Origin of the sequence: Phocaeicola sp. RTP21198st1_B8_RTP21198_201120 (assembly GCF_040929485.1) — a bacterium.
In the GTDB taxonomy this organism is placed as follows: domain Bacteria; phylum Bacteroidota; class Bacteroidia; order Bacteroidales; family Bacteroidaceae; genus Phocaeicola; species Phocaeicola dorei.
In genome coordinates, this window is the sequence record NZ_JBCOCI010000026.1 from 1 (window position 1) to 18746 (window position 18746).

9 protein-coding genes are annotated in these 18746 nt (G+C 40.7%); all 9 read left to right on the forward strand.

Features of this window, described 5'->3' with window-relative positions; all coding sequences use genetic code 11:
- The first annotated feature begins 162 nt into the window (after positions 1–162).
- The 9 genes from AB5935_RS11595 to AB5935_RS11635 all read left to right on the forward strand — a co-directional run bounded on the left by AB5935_RS11595 (position 163) and on the right by AB5935_RS11635 (position 18740).
- Positions 163–1182, forward strand: coding sequence for a FecR family protein (locus AB5935_RS11595; RefSeq protein ID WP_007831579.1), 1020 nt, complete (start codon positions 163–165; stop codon positions 1180–1182).
- Positions 1183–1299: 117 nt separating this feature from the next.
- Entirely contained in the window at positions 1300–4839 is a 3540-nt protein-coding gene (locus AB5935_RS11600; RefSeq protein ID WP_038604606.1) for a TonB-dependent receptor, read from the forward strand.
- An 18-nt stretch (positions 4840–4857) separates the two neighbouring features.
- Positions 4858–6735 carry a RagB/SusD family nutrient uptake outer membrane protein gene (locus tag AB5935_RS11605; RefSeq protein ID WP_007831581.1) on the forward strand — a complete coding sequence of 626 codons (1878 nt, stop codon included), beginning with the start codon at positions 4858–4860 and terminating at the stop codon, positions 6733–6735.
- Positions 6736–6827: 92 nt separating this feature from the next.
- Entirely contained in the window at positions 6828–8336 is a 1509-nt protein-coding gene (locus AB5935_RS11610; RefSeq protein ID WP_007839489.1) for a pectate lyase, read from the forward strand.
- 8 nt (positions 8337–8344) lie between these two features.
- Positions 8345–10585 carry a hypothetical protein gene (locus tag AB5935_RS11615; RefSeq protein WP_007839490.1) on the forward strand — a complete coding sequence of 747 codons (2241 nt, stop codon included), beginning with the start codon at positions 8345–8347 and terminating at the stop codon, positions 10583–10585.
- A gap of 56 nt (positions 10586–10641) precedes the next feature.
- Positions 10642–12759 carry a hypothetical protein gene (locus AB5935_RS11620; RefSeq protein ID WP_038610855.1) on the forward strand — a complete coding sequence of 706 codons (2118 nt, stop codon included), beginning with the start codon at positions 10642–10644 and terminating at the stop codon, positions 12757–12759.
- Between the two features lie 273 nt (positions 12760–13032).
- Positions 13033–15384, forward strand: coding sequence for a glycosyl hydrolase 115 family protein (locus AB5935_RS11625; protein ID WP_007853429.1), 2352 nt, complete (start codon positions 13033–13035; stop codon positions 15382–15384).
- Between the two features lie 63 nt (positions 15385–15447).
- On the forward strand, positions 15448–16836 hold the full coding sequence (locus tag AB5935_RS11630; protein WP_038610852.1) for a glycoside hydrolase family 28 protein: 1389 nt from the start codon (positions 15448–15450) through the stop codon (positions 16834–16836).
- A complete protein-coding gene (locus tag AB5935_RS11635; protein ID WP_007831596.1) occupies positions 16833–18740 on the forward strand; it encodes a rhamnogalacturonan lyase in 1908 nt (635 codons plus the stop codon). Before AB5935_RS11630 ends, AB5935_RS11635 begins: the two co-directional genes overlap by 4 nt.
- The last annotated feature ends 6 nt before the right edge of the window (positions 18741–18746 follow it).

Consider the following 18746-nt stretch of genomic DNA (forward strand, 5'->3'; position numbering starts at 1 on the left):
CTGCAAATTCAGTAATGAGAGGACGTGTAAACGCAATAAGGACGTTCAAGGGCTTAGTTGCGGATTTGAGGATGAAAGCGCTTAATCGAAAAATAATTCAAAAAAAACAGTTTTTGGTTTAGGAACTTTGGATCTTGGTTAGACTTATTATAAAAGGACATTATGATAAATTCAGATACCCAAATAGATGAAGCGCTTTTACTCCGTTATTTTGAAGGAGAAGTGACTCTAAGTGAGAAAGAAGAGATTGAAAAATGGATTATCTCTTCCGAAGCAAATAAAAAGCTGGCCAAGCAGATTTATTATCTTTCTTTTGCCACAAAAACAATGGATACCTTAAAACGGACTGATGCACGGGCTGCTTTGAAGGAAGTCAGAGGCAGGATAAGAAGGGAACGACAGCTACAATGGGGGCGATGGGCACAGCGTGCCGCTGCTATTCTTGCCATACCTTTGCTACTGTCTACTTTGTATTTATGGATGAATGGTAATGAGCAGAATAAAGTGAATTTTATAGAGATTCGTACTAATCCGGGAATGATAACTTCTACTATTTTGCCGGATGGAACTCATGTAATTCTTAATTCCAATTCAACTATTGTTTACCCTTCTCACTTTGACGAAAAAAGTCGTAATGTCCAATTGAATGGCGAAGCCTACTTTGAGGTAACAAAGAATTCCCGTCAGCCTTTTATGGTCCGAACGCCGCAGAAAGCTGTTGTAAAAGTTTATGGTACCCAATTTAATGTGGAAGCCTATGCTGATGATAAAACAATAACTGCAACTTTGGTGGAAGGAAGCATTGCCATGGCGTATGAAAATAAGAAAAGTAATTGGACGGAACAGGAAATTCAGCCGGGACAGGAAATTGTTTATACTGCTGCACAGCAACAAATAAAAATTGATCAGGCAGATGTAGAGGTTATCACTTCTTGGAAAGACGGAAAACTTATTTTTCGTGATACTCCATTTAAGGAAGTTCTTAAAATGCTATCTAAACGTTTTGATGTGGATTTCGTAGTAAAGAATCCCAAATGTTTTGAAGCCTCTTTTACCGGTGTACTTGAGAAACAACGCTTGGGACGAATTCTGGAATATATCAGCGTATCTTCAAATATAAAATTTAAGTATGCAGAAAGTAATAATATTCATCAAGAAAAACAGAAAATAGAAGTTTATTAATCTTTTAAAAATAACAAGCTATGTTGAAACATCCTACGTAAAACAATCTACAGAAAAAACACACTACTTTTTATCTGTAATCAAATTATGAAGTTAAAATTAAATCTATTTACGAAAATGAAGAAACCAGTATGTAAACTGCCTTTGTCGCTGAAAATAACTATTTTTGTTCTTTTCAGTTTTGCCAGCTTGTTATATGCTAGCAATAATTATGCACAGAGAACCATGTTGAACATCAGTTCTCAGACTCGGACGGTCTCTGAAGTCCTGACCGAAATTGAAAAACAGACGGATTTCACCTTTTTCTATAATAATAAGCAGGTCGATTTGAAACGTAAAGTAACCTTGAATGTCAAGAATGAGAATGTTTTTTCAGTCTTAAAGAAGCTTTTCTCCGGAACAAATACGACCTATAAAGTCTTGGATAAGAATATTATTCTTTCTGAAAAGTCTGCCATTTCTTCCGCAACGAAAGAGGTAGCCATCGTACAACAGGTAGGTCGTAGCGTAAAGGGCGTGGTGGTTGATGATAAAGGAGAGCCTGTAATAGGTGCTACGGTGATGGTCAAAGGTTCTACTAATGGAACTATTACGGATTTTGATGGAAATTTTATATTGAATGATGTCTCAAGTAATGCTTCTTTGATTGTCAGTTATGTGGGGTATGTAACTGAAACAATAAGTGTAAATGGAAAATCTTCTTTCAAAATTGTGATGAAAGAGGATGCTAAAACCCTTGAAGAAGTGGTTGTTATAGGATATGGAGTAGTGAAAAAACGTGATTTGACCGGTTCTTCTGTTTCAGTTACCGGTGCAGATTTAGCGGAAGTTCCTGTTACTAATGCGGCTCAAGCGCTAGCAGGAAAAGCTGCCGGAGTGAATATTGTTTCACAGAACGGAGCTCCTGGGGCTGAAGTGAATATTACCGTTCGTGGAGGTACTTCCATTACTCAGTCTACTACACCTATCTATATTATTGATGGCTTCCAGTCGGAAGATGGTTTGAAGAATATTGATGTAAATGACATTAAGACTATTGATATTTTAAAAGATGCTTCGACAACAGCTATTTATGGAGCGCGTGGATCAAATGGTGTGGTTCTTATTACGACCAAAAGTGGAAGTAGTGGCAAGACAACTGTGAATTACAATGGCTATGTATCTGTGGATTGGTTGGGCAAGAAACTGGATTTGCTCAATCTTGAACAGTATGCCAAATATCAGTATGAATGGTGGACTCTTGCCGGAGAAATGAACCAGTATGCACGTATGTTTGGAGGGGATTATACGGATGATGGATTTTATACGGGAGCATGGTCTGATATAGAGCAAACTTATGGCGGACGTTCCGGAATAGACTGGCAAGATAAGATTTTTGGTGGAAGTGCTCTTACTCAAAGCCATAATCTATCTCTTTCTACCGGAACGGAAAAAACTCAAGTATTGGTAAGCTACAATAATATGTCGCAAGACGGTATCGTAAAAAATCACGGATATTACCGTAATACGATTCGTACTAAAGTAAATTCCCAGCTATGGAAAAATGTACGTTTTGATATGAATTCTTCTTTTAATTACGCCAAAACATTAGGTGGAGGTTCTTATTCCGGATTAAAACAAGCTATTTTGCGTCCTGAAACTGGCGGAATCCTGTTTACTGATGATCAGCTTATTAATGAAGAGTTAAATACCGAATTCCGTACTTTCAGTAACGAATATGATGTGTATAACCCATTGATAACCAACGATGCTATAATAAATAGAAAACTTAGTCGTATTTTTAGTGTTAATGCCGGTGTGGACATTGATTTCTTGAAGGATTTTACATTCCGTACAGCTGGTAGTTATAATTGGGCCCAAATCAAAACAACTAATTTCGATGATGGTCGTACGGCCAATGCTCAACTCAAAGGCGGACCTTATGGCAGTATTGATAATAAGGAACGATATGCTTATCAATGGACTAATACATTGAATTGGAAACATACGTTTGAGAAGCATGATTTGGGCGTTTTGTTAGGACACGAATTATATTATACAAATACATCTGGTACAGAAACTGCCTATAAGGCATTTCCCGATACTAATTTCGGTCTTAATGATATTAGTATGGCCACTCCCGATACATGGAAGTCTTCTTTAGAAGAAAATGCTTTGTTGTCTTTTTTCGGTCGTCTCAATTATACTTTTAATGACCGCTATCTTTTTACAGCAACCTTACGTGCAGACGGTTCTTCTAAATTTGCCGAGGGTAATCGTTGGGGCTATTTTCCTTCAGCAGCGGCAGCTTGGCGCGTTTCTGAAGAAGGATTCTGGAAAGATAATGCTATCGGAAATGTTGTCAATAATTTCAAATTGAGAGTAGGTTATGGAACTACCGGTAATTGTAATATTGATAATTATATGTATGCTACTGCCTATAATGCTACGGTATATCCTGTGGGCAATCAGGAAACGGCGGCTTTGGCACCTGGCAGCACAGTAGGTAATAATAACTTAAAATGGGAGAAAACCGTTTCTACGAATATCGGACTGGACTTGGGTTTGTGGGGAAACAGAGTTAACCTGACATTGGACTGGTATAACAATAAGAGCGATGATTTGCTTATGAAAGTGGCTATCCCGACATCAACCGGTTATACGCACCAATATCAGAATATCGGTTCTATCCGTAATCGCGGTCTTGAGATAGCTATAAGCAGTACGAACATCCGCAACAAACATTTTACTTGGACTACCGATTTCAATATCTCCTTCAATCGTTCCAAGGTCTTGAGAATAGACGGTGAGAATGAATATTATCAGACTAGCGTCAGTGGTGGTACCAATTCTTCTGTTCTATACCGTGCCATCGTAGGTCATTCTTTAGGTGAGATGTATGGGTATAAGACCAATGGAGTTTATACTACCGACGATTTTGTGCAGAATGGTGATAAATATGTTTTGAAAGATGGTGTTATTTATCAGAAAGGATCTGTAAAAACTCAATATAAACCGGGTGATATCAAGTATGTAAATACTACGGGGCAGACGGATGACAAGGGGACACCTGTTTATAATTCTGATGATATGACAGTCATCGGGAATGCTAATCCGGATTTTACCGGAGGTTTTAAAAATACTTTTTCTTATAAGGGCTTTGATCTTTCTGTATTTATGGTATTCTCTTATGGTAATGATATTTTTAATATGTCTACCCAGCGTTTTGTCGGTCCATACCAACCGTACCAAAATATGCTTGCGGATGCTGCCAATCGTTTCACTCTGCTGGATCCCCGTACTGGAAAAGAAGCTATGGACCTCAACCGTATAGCTGAGCTTAATCCTAATCAGCATGATCCGAACATTCTGTGGAGTATTCATAATGACAACCGCGCAGCTATTACTACTCCGCTTGATCGTTTTGTGGAAGATGGTTCTTATCTTCGCATAAGCACTATTACTTTAGGTTATACTTTCCCGAAAAAGTGGTTAAGTAAAGCTTTTATCAGTAATTTGCGTCTATATTGTACATTGAATAATCCATTCACTATTACGAATTATTCAGGTTATGATCCCGAAGTTTCTAAGGAAAGTTCTATTTTAACTCCGGGTATTGATGATTCTTCTTATCCACGTTCCAAAGGATTTGTATTTGGCATTAATCTTTCATTATAATAATAGGAGAGTTGTATTATGAAGAAAATAGTATATTATATAGCTGTTGCCTTTTTGGCGATCAATTTCAGTTCTTGTTCTGACTTTCTGGATCTTCCTTCTAAATCGAAGACAGACAGTGAAAGTGTTTTCTCTTCCATTGATAAAGCTGAGATGGCTGTTCTTGCTTGTTACACAGGTGTCTGGATGCAGGATGCTTGGTATAAGGCTCAGAATGGAACAGATGAAATGTGGTCTACTGAGAGTAATTCGAATGCTAATAATTATGCGGCCAATTATGTGCTCAATGATCAAAGTTGTCCCACAGGCATTTATACTACCTCTTATTCCAGCATTGAGCGTTGTAATTCATGCTTGAAAGGATTACGTGCAATGAGCCTTTCGGGAGAGGACGAGAGAAAGTGTCACATTTATATAGCTGAATGTCTGGCTGTTCGGGCTACTTGTTTTCTGAATTTGATTCGTTATTTTGGGGATGTACCTTATTCTACTGTTCCTGTATTGGATATGACGACTTTTTCTTCTTCCCGTGTTGATCGGGATGAGATTTATGATGGCATTATTGCCGATTTGCAAGAAGCTGTCGAAGTACTTCCTTGGTATAGTGAAGGATTTTTCTCTACTCCTGAGCGGATTTCCAAGAATGCTGCTTATGGATTATTGGCCCGTACAGCTCTTTATGCAGCAGGTTATGCTTTGCATTGGGATCTGAATACTTATGATAAATCTACTCTTCAGATGCGCCGTCCTTTGGATGAATCGCGTGTAAGAAAATTATATACCATTGCTGATGAAGCTTGTAAAGCAGTGATTAGTAAAGGTGAAAACAGTTTGCTTTCTAAATATGAGGATGTGTTTAGAGCCTTGAACGAGGGTGGCGTTTATAACCCTGAAGAGGTAATGTTTGAATATGCTGAGTTTGGCAATACAACCAATGGTCGTGTGGGATATACAAATGGACTTTGCATTCATGCTTCCAATGCCCTTTATGGTAAAACATTGCCTTTGCAACTGATTCATCCTACCTTTTATCTTTCTTTTGCCGATGATGATACCCGTCGGGATGTTACAGTGGGCAATTACAGTATTGATGCGGCTGGTAACGATATTGCTGTGCCTTATGGCGCTTTGAATTTGGGAAAATGGCGCTGCAATTGGAAAGCCGGTCCCCGTACGGCCACTTTGAAAACGGATGTCAATTGGCCTATACTTCGTTATTCGGATGTATTGTTAATGTACGCAGAAGCTGAAAATTACTTGAACAATGGGCCCACGGAAGCAGCTAAGGCAGCTTATGAACAAGTTCGTCTGCGTGCTTTTGCAGGAGATGCCTCTCGTATAGGTACCACACCCTCTACTTATGATACTTTTTTTAAAGCGATTGTGAAGGAACGTGCCTTTGAATTAGCTACAGAAGGATGGCGGCGTACTGATCTTATCCGGTGGAACTTGTTGGCTGAAACTTTGGCTGAAACAAAAGCAAATACCGAGAAACTGGCTATGCGTGAGGTTCCTTATAATGAGGTGAAGACTTATCGGGCATATAAAGAAGCAACTTCTACATCTTGGAAGGATCCTTTGGTAGGTCTTACTTATATAGATTTCGATCATCAGCCCACAGAAACGGAAATGAGTGAACTGGTTGCCCGGTATGGAGGCACTTGGAATTGGGTAAATATGTTTATTACTCCCAATATTGCAGGAGAAACTAATTCCGGTATAGCCGGACAATCCAAGATATTGGGTTATAAAGAAAACAATAACACGTTGCCCGCCTGGATTACCGAGTTATATCGTGGGTTTATCAAGAATCAGGCTGAACTTTATACTTTGAGCACCACAGCCATTATTGATGTTAATCCTGGGTTAACCGGTCAACAACATCCTGCTTATTAATCAATAAATTATAAACATTTCTATATAGGAAGGGGGAAGAATAGTGATGATTTTTTGTTTCTTTTCTCTTCCTATCTTATAAAAAAAACAGTATGAAAATGATATGTATGGCGGTAATGCTTTTCATTACTTTGTTGTCTGCTGGAGCACAGAAAAACATTCCGGCCTCTGATATAAAAGTGGCTATGATGAAAGCTACACGTTTCATGGTAGAGAAGGTCAGCAACCGTGGTGGCTATTTATGGAATTACAGTCCTGATTTCTCCCGTTGTTGGGGGGAACTGGAAGCTAAACCAAGTATGATATGGATAGAAGCTGGTACACCTGCTATGGGAAATGTATTTTTGAATGCTTATCAATTGACTGGAGAATCTTATTACCTGAAAGCGGCACAAGCAGCGGCAGATGCTCTTATCTGGGGACAGCATTCAAGTGGGGGATGGCCTTATATGTTGGACTTTTCCGGAGAAACTTCGCTTAAGCAATGGTATTCCAAAGTACAGAAAGGATATATTCATTGTGCTCAGGAACATGCTCATTATTATGGAAATTGTACTTATGATGATGCGGCTACCTACGATAGTGGAATGTTCCTTTTGCGTATGTATTTACTGACTCTGGATCCGAAGTATAAATATCCGGTAGAAAGGTGTCTTGATTTTGTTTTGGAGAGTCAGTATCCTATTGGTGGGTGGCCGCAGCGCTATCCTCTCCATTATGAATATGTGAAAGGTGATAAGGAAGACTATACTTCGTTTATTACCATTAATGATGGAGTTCATACTAACAATATTAATTTTTTATTGGCTTGTTACACTTTATTAGGTGAAACTCGGGCATTGGAGCCTCTTCAGCGGGCTATGACTTGTGTCTTGGCTTTGCAGGGAGGAAAGCCTCAGGCAGGTTGGGCTATGCAGCATAAGTTGGATCTCAATTACTCTCCAGGTCATGCCCGTGATTTTGAACCGGCAGGTTATGCGGCTACAGCTACTGCCGAGATGTGTCGCAACTTGATGCGTTTTTATCGTTGGACTGGGGATACTAAATATTTAGCCCGTATTCCGGATGCATTTGAATTTCTAGAATCTATCCGATATAACGACGCGCAAATGAAACAATTGGGTAAGTCTGTAAAACCGGGACAGATATTGTGTCCTACTTTTGTAGAAGTAGGCACTAACAGACCTCTTTACCTTCATAATGATCCAGATCATTATTGGGTGGATTATGATTATCATGGACTCATAACTCATTATAGCTCTACGCGGGCTATTGATTTGCAATCTTTAAAAGATGAGTATCAGCATTTGCTCTCTCTCTCCAAAGAGGAAGTGACAAAAGATTCTCCGTTTATAGGTCAAACGGATATTTCTGGAACTTTACTAAGTCATTTAATGCGTGGTAAAATGCAGCAAGCGGATACACAAAAAGTAGATAGTCTGCTCACTATTTTGAAGAAAAAAGATTATTTACCCGGTCGTTTGCCTAGTGTTTCGAAAGAGAATCCGGGCTTCTCTAATGCTCCTCTTCCTTCTGAAGTCATTTCCATCAAGGAATATATGAATGGTATGTCTACATTTATTCAGTATCTTACTAAATAGTGTCTATGATGAGAAATAAAACATTTTTTATTGTTGTATTGGCAGCAATGCTGCTGGTTACAGCTTGTGCCGATACTGCTATTGACCGTCATGCATTGGTGATGCGTAATAACCCTCATGTTACAAAAATTGATTCTCTTCATTCTTTGACAGTCGGAAATGGGCGGTTCGCTTTTACTGCCGATGCTACAGGATTGCAGACTTTTCCCGAATATTATAAAGAAGGCTTGTCTTTAGGTACCTATAGCGAATGGGGATGGCACAGTTTTCCTAACAAGGAGGACTATAAGATAGTTGAAACTCTACAGGATCATCCGCTTCCCGGTCATCCTCATGGGATTTATGCCGTACAATTTCCGGAAGGTCCTGAACGTAATGCCAAAGCGGCAGAGTGGTTTCGTGCCAATCCGCACCGCCTGCATTTGGGAAATATAGGATTTGACAGCTTGTTGGTGAGCGATATTACTAAAATAGACCAGACTCTCGACATGTGGAAAGGAGAACTTCATTCCCATTTCCTATGGAGAAAACTTCCGGTTACGGTAACTACTTCTTGTAATGGCGATAGTGACATTGTCTCTGCTTCTGTGTCTTCATCGGCAAAGCTGGCAGTTGGCATCCGTTTCCCTTATCCTACAGGTGAGGCAGCTGACGATGCTACTTGCTGGACAGCCGATGACTGCCACTCTACCGACATTATTCTTTCCGAACCTCAACGGGCTCTTATTCGTCGTACTGTAGATTCTACTGTCTATTATGTGGAAATCAGTTGGAGTGGTAAAGCTGTTCTTTCTCAAACAGGGAAGAACAGGTTAAAATTGACACCTTCCGATAAGCAGTGGAATTTCAATGTTGGGTTCTATAAGCACCAACCTGTAGTGCCTCAGCCTGATTACAAGGCTAATCTGCTTTCGGCCAACCGTTGTTGGAGGGATTATTGGCAGACATCCGGTGTTATTGATTTTTCTTCCTGTACGGATCCCCGTGCTTCGCTTTTGGAGCGTCGGGTTGTGCTGTCTCAATATTTGCTCCGTTCGCAGGAAGCGCAAAATTACCCTCCTGCTGAAACCGGCCTGACTTATAATACATGGTATGGTAAATTTCATTTAGAAATGGTAATGTGGCACAGTTTTCATTATGCGCTTTGGAATAAAGCAGATCTTTTGGAGAAACAATTGAAATGGTATAAGACTGCCGTACCGATGGCATGTGATATTGCAGCCAGACAGGGATTTAATGGCATACGTTGGATGAAAATGACTGATCCATCTTCTAAAGAGGCACCATCGGATGTCGGCTCTTTTATTATCTGGCAACAACCCCATGTCATTTATATGTCAGAACTTATCTATCGTGCACGTCCTTCTCAAGAATTTCTTCGTGAGTATGCTGATATGGTAGAGCAGACGGCTGCTTTTATGGCTTCGTTTGTTAATTATGATTCTGATAATGATCGTTACATTATTCAGGGAGCTTGTGCGGCTAATGAATCCTATAATGAAGAGACGACCCTTAATCCTGCTTTTGAAATGGCTTATTGGCATTTTGGCTTGTCCATAGCTCAGAAATGGCGGGAGAGACTTGGGCTGCAACGTCATGCGGAGTGGGATGAAATTCTTGCTAAATTAGCTCCTCTTGCTACTAGTCCTGATGGCATTTACTTACCGGCGGAAAAGGGTAGAGGAATACCTGATTTCGTGAATGGTATTCCTGCTGAAAAATTACCGGAAATGCCGGCCGGTGGATACATTAATGGCCAGCGTCCTAAAGAAGCAGACGGTTCTGTTTCTCTATCGGAAGGCGAGAAAAGCAAACGTAAGCATGATCCTTTTTATGTTACAGGAACTTCTTCTGAAAATTTGCTGGCTTACGGCATGTTGCCTGAGTCGCGGCTCATTGATCAAGAAAAAATGCAAAAGACTTTGGTGCGTGCAGCTCAAAATTGGAATTGGTCCGGAGGATCTTGGAGTTGGAATTATCCCACATTGGCAATGAATGCTACTCGCCTGTTGCAGCCTGAGATTGCTTTGCGTGCCATAACTATGGACAACCGGGAGGACTTGCTTTTACCTAGTGGTAATAATTATCGTTCGACTCGTCTTCGTTCTTATTTGCCTGGTAATGGAGGGCTGTTATTAGCTGTTTCTATGATGTGTGCCGGGTGGGACGGTTGCTCGGTCAGTAATCCGGGATTTCCCAAAGATGGTAAATGGAATGTGCGTTGGGAGGGATTACATCCTATGCCATAGGATATAAGGAAGTCGTAAAAATGAATATCTATTTACAGTGTATAAAAATTTAGGTAATGAAAATATTGTTATTTTGCTCTTTATTAGTGATGTTCGGTGCCTGTACTCATCCCGTACAGCAGATTTCAATAGACCGTAAGGCGTTAGTGAATCGGAATAATCCTCAATTTTCAGCTTTCGATTCGTTGGCTTCGCTTTCAGTAGGGAATGGCGAATTTGCATTTACAGTAGATATTACAGGATTGCAAACTTTTCCTGACGCTTATAAAAAAGGTGTCCCTCTAGGTACGCAAAGTCAATGGGGATGGCATAGTTTTGCTAATATGGACGGTTATAGACACGAAGAAACATTGAGTGAATATGATTTTGGACGAGGACATAAGGAATTGTATGCAGTTCAATCTCAAGAAGATAAAAGACAAAAGAATGCATCTGATTGGTTTCGTGTCAACCCACATCGGTTACATTTAGGAGTGATCGGATTTGAATGGGGGGATGAGGCTGCTATTTCCGATATTACCAGAATCAGTCAGACTTTGAATTTATGGGAAGGTGAGATACTCAGTCGGTTTACTTGGAAAGGGAATGAATTTAATGTACGGACGGTTTGCCATCCGGCACAAGATATGATTTCAGCCCATATAGACAGTCACTTGCATACAGGGATAAAATTTCATTTTCCTTATCCTACAGGTATTCATACTGATAATGCATGTGATTGGGATGCCAATGATAAACACTCTACCGAGGTTCTTAAACAGGACACACAAAGCGCTGTGTTAAAGCGTACGTTGGATTCCACGGTATATTATGTAGAATTAAAATGGGAAGGCAAGGCATTATTGAAAGAAAAAGAGAAAAATTATTTCGTACTGCTTCCACAAGAAGATGCTTTTTCGTTTTCATGTGCTTTTACCGCTAATGAGCCAGATCAGCTTACTGTACTCCCTGATTTTTTTGAAGTTGAAAGTTTGGCTAAGAATCATTGGGTGAACTTTTGGGAAGAAGGTGCTGCGGTAGATTTCTCTCATTGCACGGATCCGCGTGCTAAAGAATTGGAACGTCGGGTAGTGCTTAGTCAATATTTGCTTGCTATTCAATGCGCGGGTAGTACCCCTCCGCAGGAAACAGGGCTAACTTACAATTCGTGGTTTGGGAAATATCATCTTGAAATGATTTGGTGGCATCAGGCATGGCAACCGCTTTGGGGACATTCTGAATTACTCAGCCATACTTTAGAATGGTATAAAACGGTAGAGCCTATAGCAAGGGAAGTGGCTCGTCGGCAAGGTTTTGATGGAATCCGATGGATGAAAATGACTGATCCTAGTGGTGTGGAGGCACCTTCCAGTGTAGGCAGTTTTTTGATTTGGCAACAACCGCATTTTATTTATCTGGCAGAACTTCTTTATCGCTCTAACCCTGATAAGAAAGTGATAGAGAAATATAACTATCTGGTTCAAGAAACAGCTAAGTTTATGTATGCTTTTGCCACATATGATGAATTGGGAGTGCGGTTTATTTTAAAGGGAGCGATTCCAGCTCAAGAAACATTGAATGCGAGTACTACTATAAATCCTCCTTTTGAACTTTCTTATTGGTATTTTGCCATGCAGATAGCGCAGATATGGCGTGAGCGTGCAGGTGAAAAACGTAACTTGGAATGGGATGAGTTAATAGACAAACTTTCTCCGCTGGCTTATAATGAGGATGGGTTGTATCTGGCTGCGGAAAATGCAATAGACACTTATAAGGATATTCGTTTTACCAGTGACCACATGGCAGTGTTGGGTGCCGTAGGTATCTTGCCTATGAATAAATTAATCCGTGAAGATTACATGAAGAATACACTTCAATGGATATGGGATAATTGGAATTGGGGAAAGACTTGGGGCTGGGATTATCCTATGACAGCAATGAATGCTACTCGATTGGGTGAGCCGGAAAAAGCGGTGGAGGCATTGCTTATGAATAAACGTACCAATACATATTTGCCGAATGGACATAATTATCAAGATCCCCGTTTACGTGTTTATTTACCTGGTAATGGTGGTTTATTAACTGCCATTGCATTAATGTGCGCTGGTTGGGATGGTTGTGAAATAGAAAATCCTGGTTTCCCGAAAAATGGAAAATGGAATGTAATGTGGGAGGGATTGTCGCCCATGCCTTAAATTGATTTGATAAAGTGGCGTACTATTGTTTATGTGCTGATGTATCAATAGGCTGTGTAATGTTTCGCATAGCTATTGGTATATTGGCACATTGGTTTATTGTTGTAAATGTGGTAATTGTTTATTGAGGCTTTTTGTATTCTGCAACATAAAAAACACCATAAATACGATAAATAATACAGGCTTTATGGACGAATTTCCATATTATTGTATCTTATTCTATGGAATCTAATTCCATTTCGTCTTATTTTTGCAATATTGAAAATAAAAACTATGAAATACAAAAAACTCATTTCTTTTCTAGCTTTCTTTTTAGCAGTTTTGTCAGTATATGGACAGAACCCTTTTGTCTTGAAATCAGGTGAACCGGTGACTATTGCTTGTGGTAATTCAGAGGAAGAAGTTGTACATACAGCTTTGAATTTGCTCAATCGTGATGTAGAGTCTGTTTTTTCTACCCGCATAATCGTTACTCCAGAAAGTAAAAAAGGAATGATTATAGTCGGAACCATCGGACAAAGTGATTTGATCGCTAAGGCAGGTGTTGATTTATCTCCTATAAAAAATAAAAAAGAAGCTTTTCTGTTGACCGTTTCTTCCACTGGTAAATTAGTTATAGCCGGCAGTGACAAGCGTGGTACTGCATACGGCGTCATGGAACTTTCACGGTTGATAGGCGTTTCTCCATGGGAGTGGTGGGCAGATGCGATCCCTGCAAAGAAAGAGATTTTTCAACTACCGGCTTCTTATCGGAATATGCAGTTTCCTTCTGTAGAATATCGGGGGATTTTTATCAACGATGAGGACTGGGGGCTGACTCCTTGGAGCTGGCAGACATACGAGCCGAGCAATATGAAAGGACAAATAGGCCCGAAAACGCATGAACGTATCTTTGAATTGATGCTTCGTCTGCGTGCCAATACCTTCTGGCCGGCTATGCATGGCTGTTCTGTACCTTTTTATTTTACACCGGGCAATAAAGAAGTGGCTGATAAGTTTGGTATTTTCATTGGAACTTCTCATTGTGAACCGATGATGCGGAATACCAATGGTGAGTGGAAACGGGATGGAGTGGGAGAGTATGACTATGTTCATAACAGTGCTCATGTTTTGTCCTTTTGGGAACAACGCGTAAAGGAGGTTGCAGAGTTGGATAATCTGTATACTTTAGGTATGCGTGGAGTACACGACGGTGCGATGAATGGTGCTAAGACTATAGAAGAACAAAAAGCCGTTCTGACTAAAGTGCTAAAGGATCAGCGCGATTTGTTGACTAAATATGTAAATAAGGATGTGACTCAAGTGCCTCAAGTCTTTATTCCTTATAAGGAAGTTTTGGATGTGTACCATGCTGGGCTGCAAGTACCCGATGAAGTGACGCTGATGTGGTGCGATGACAATTATGGTTATATCCGTCATTTCCCTACAGCAGAAGAACGTGCCCGTAAGGGAGGAAACGGGGTATATTATCATATATCTTATTGGGGACGTCCGCATGATTATCTTTGGTTAGGAACTGCTCATCCTTCGCTGATATATCAACAAATGACTTTGGCATATGAGCGAGGGATACAGAAAATGTGGATATTGAATGTAGGGGATATTAAACCGTCTGAATATCAGATAGAACTTTTCCTTGATATGGCATGGAACTTGGAAGCGGTGAAGCAGCAAGGGGTTGTAGCTCATCAACGTCAGTTTCTAGAGCGTGAGTTTGGACTGGAAGTGGCTGCACAATTACAACCTGTCATGCAGGAAGCTTATCGTTTGGCTTATATCCGTAAACCGGAATTTATGGGGAATACTCGTACGGAAGAAAAAGATCCTAAGTTTAAAATTATCAGTGATTTGCCTTGGAGTGAGCAAGAAATAAAAGAACGTCTGACTGCATACAAACAATTATCAGATAAAGTGGAGCAGGAATGGCATACGCTTTCTGCACAAAAAAAAGAAACCTATTTCCAGTTGGCGAAGTATCCTGTTCAGGCAGCAGCTCAAATGAATAGCAAACTGTTGACCGCGCAGTTGGCACGTCGTGGAAAGGTTGATTGGGCGGATAGCGACAGGGCGTATGATAGTATTGTTTCATTGACAAAACGCTATAACACGACCAAATGGAATCGTATGATGGATTTCCAACCACGCAAACTTCCGGTTTTTAACCGGGTGGAAAGAAAAACAGTTTTATCCGTTTTACCTGAAAAACGTCAGGCTGTCTATACATGGAATGGTGCTGATTGCGTTAATAGTTCACCGGTAGTATGCGAGGGGCTAGGTTATGAAGGAAAGGCGGTAGCGGTGGCAAAAAATAAAGAACTTACTTTTGAGTTTGCTGCGTGGGAAACGGATTCTGTAGAGGTGGAGGTACGATTATTGCCTAATCATCCGGTGGAAGGAGAACGGTTGCGTTTTACCATTTCTTTGGATGGAAGTGCCACGGAGTCTGTTTCGTATGAAACCAAAGGACGCAGTGAGGAATGGAAGGAAAATGTTTTGTGTAATCAGGCTGTTCGCCGGATGATTCTTCCTGTTACACGGAAAACCTCTCATCGTTTAATTTTTACTGCATTGGATGAAGGTGTGGTATTGGATCAGATATACCTTTATACACCTCGGATAAAATAGGGTGAACGAAGATATTCAGGATATTTGTGCATACAGAAATTACAATGAAAAACAACAGATAAAATGAAGAAGACTTTTTTTAAATCTTTGGCTAGTATTGCGGCCGTAGCTTTTGCCGTATCATGTACAGCACCGGCTCCAAAGTATAAAATGGTAATAGTTGATGCTCCTTTTGCTATGGAACCCATCAAAGAATGTGTTTTTCCCGAACAAGATTTTTCCATTGTGGATTATGGTGCGGTGAAAGGTGGGGAAATAGTGAATACGGAGGCCATCGCCAAAGCCATAGTAGCTTGTAATAAGGCCGGAGGAGGCCGTGTGGTTATTCCTGAAGGGGAATGGTTGACGGGACCTATTCATTTTCAAAGTAATGTAAATCTTCATTTGGAAGAAAATGCCATATTACGCTTTACAGATAATCCTTCTGATTATCTGCCTGCTGTGATGACTTCATGGGAGGGTATGGAATGTTACAACTATTCTCCGTTGCTGTATGCTATGGATTGTGAGAATATTGCTATTACCGGAAAAGGAACATTGGCTCCTATTATGGATACTTGGAAAATCTGGTTCAAGCGTCCTAAACCTCACATGGATGCTTTGAAAGAGTTATATACGATGGCTTCTACTGATGTACCTGTAGAACAGCGTCAGATGGCAAAAGGAGAAAATCATCTTCGTCCTCATTTGATACATTTCAACCGGTGTAAAAATGTGCTGCTGGATGAATTCAAGATTCGCCAGAGTCCTTTTTGGACTATACATCTTTATATGTGTGATGGTGGTATCGTACGTAATCTGGATGTAAAGGCTCATGGTCATAACAATGATGGAATTGATTTGGAAATGAGCCGCAACTTCTTGATAGAGAACTGTGTGTTCGATCAAGGGGATGATGCTGTGGTTATAAAGGCAGGGCGTAATCAGGATGCATGGCGTCTGAATACTCCTTGTGAGAATATTGTGATACGCCATTGTGATATTTTGAAAGGACATACTTTACTGGGAATCGGTAGTGAAATGTCTGGTGGTGTACGGAATGTGTACATGCACAATTGTACGGCTCCCGATTCTGTATTCCGTCTTTTCTTTGCTAAAACCAATCATCGCCGTGGCGGATTTATTGAAAATATCTGGATGAAAAATGTGAAAGCGGGAAAGATGCAACGTGTACTCGAAGTGGATACGGATGTGCTTTACCAGTGGCGTGATTTGGTACCTACCTATCAGGATAGCATTACATTCATCAACGGACTTTATATGGATAGTGTGACTTGCGACCGTACCGAGGCTGTTTATGATTTGAAAGGCGATGCCCGTCTTCCTATCAAGAATGTGGAAATAAGGAATGTGACTGTGGGTGAAGTTACAAAGTTTGTGAAGAATGTGGTAAATGCGGAGAATGTGGTGGAGGAAAATATAATTTACAAGGAGAAACAAGATAAACAATGAAAACACAAAAAAAACTATGGAGTGCTTTAGCTGCTCTGTGTGTGGCAACTGTAACGGTTGCCCAACCGGCCTACAATTATTCTAAACTGCAAAAAGAACAGTTGGGGCGTGGCGTTGTGGCCATTCGTGAAAATCCATCGGAGGTAGTGGTGTCGTGGCGTTACCTGTCTTCCGATCCGATCAATACTTCTTTCAATGTATATAGAAATGGAGAGAAAATAGCGGAAGTCCCCAATTCTACAGGTACTTTTTATCGAGATACTTACTCGGGTAATGAAAAAGCGGTATATACTGTAAAACCGATGATAAATGGGGTTGAAACAGGTAAGTTGAATGGAAATTATACTTTGCCGGCTAATGCTCCGTCTGGTTATATCGATATTCCTCTGGACAGGCCGGCAGAAGGTGTGACTCCTTCAGGACAAAAATATACCTATAGTCCTAATGACGCATCTATAGGTGATGTGGACGGCGACGGTGAATATGAGATTATTTTAAAGTGGGATCCTTCCAATGCACATGACAATGCTCATGACGGTTATACCGGAAATGTTTATTTTGATTGCTATCGTCTTACAGGAGAAAAATTGTGGCGCATTGACTTAGGGCATAATGTCCGTGCCGGAGCACACTATACTCAGTTTATGGTGTTTGATTTGGATGGAGATGGTAAGGCGGAAGTAGTCATGAAGACTTCTGATGGAACAAAGGATGGAAAAGGAAAGATAATAGGTGATGCCAAGGCTGATTACCGTGAACCGGGTATCACAGACGGAAATTCCCATGGAAATACACCTCGTAACCAAGGACGTATCCTGACTGGTAACGAATACTTGACTGTATTCAACGGACTGACAGGAGAAGCGATGAAAACAATTGATTATGTTCCGGCTCGTGGTAAATTGACCGACTGGGGAGACAACCGTGCCAACCGCAGTGACCGTTTCCTTGCTTGTGTAGCTTATCTGGATGGAGTACATCCCAGTGTGGTGATGTGTCGTGGATATTATACCCGCGCTGTGCTGGCGGCATTCGACTGGGATGGCAAGAACTTGAAACAACATTGGGTGTTCGACAGCAATAATCCGGGGTGTGGAGACTATGCCGGGCAGGGTAACCATAATCTTCGCGTAGGCGATGTGGATGGTGACGGATGTGATGAAATAATTTATGGTTCTTGTGCTATTGATCATGATGGAAAAGGATTGTATTCTACCCGTATGGGGCATGGAGACGCTATGCATCTAACACAATTTGCTCCCGGATTAAAAGGTTTGCAGGTTTGGGATTGTCATGAAAATAAGAAAGATGGTTCCACTTTCCGTAATGCGGCTACGGGTGAAGTGTTGTTTCAGGTGAAAAGTAGTATAGATGTAGGTCGGTGTATGGCTGCTGATGTTGATCCGCGCAATCCGGGAGTGGAGATGTGGTCATCCGATTCAAAAGGAGTACGTAATATAAAAGGTGAAGTGATTCGTTCTGACCTCAAGAGCTTTTCAGTCAATATGGCTGTATGGTGGGATGGAGATTTGCTTCGTGAGTTGCTGGATAAAAACAGGATAACCAAGTATGATTGGGAAGACGATGTATGTCGTCCGTTAATGATATTTGATGGAACGGATTCAAATAATGGTACGAAGTCCAATCCTTGTTTGCAGGGAGATATAATAGGTGATTGGCGTGAGGAGGTGCTGCTCCGTACGGAAGATAATTCGGCACTTCGTCTGTATGTGTCGCGGATACCGACTGAATACCGTTTTCATACTTTCTTGGAAGATCCGGTGTATCGTATCAGTATCGCTACTCAAAATGTGGCATACAACCAGCCTACCCAGCCTGGTTTTTATTTCGGACCGGATTTGAAAGAGGGGATATTTAGAGGTTATGAATTTAAAAATAAATAAAGACTA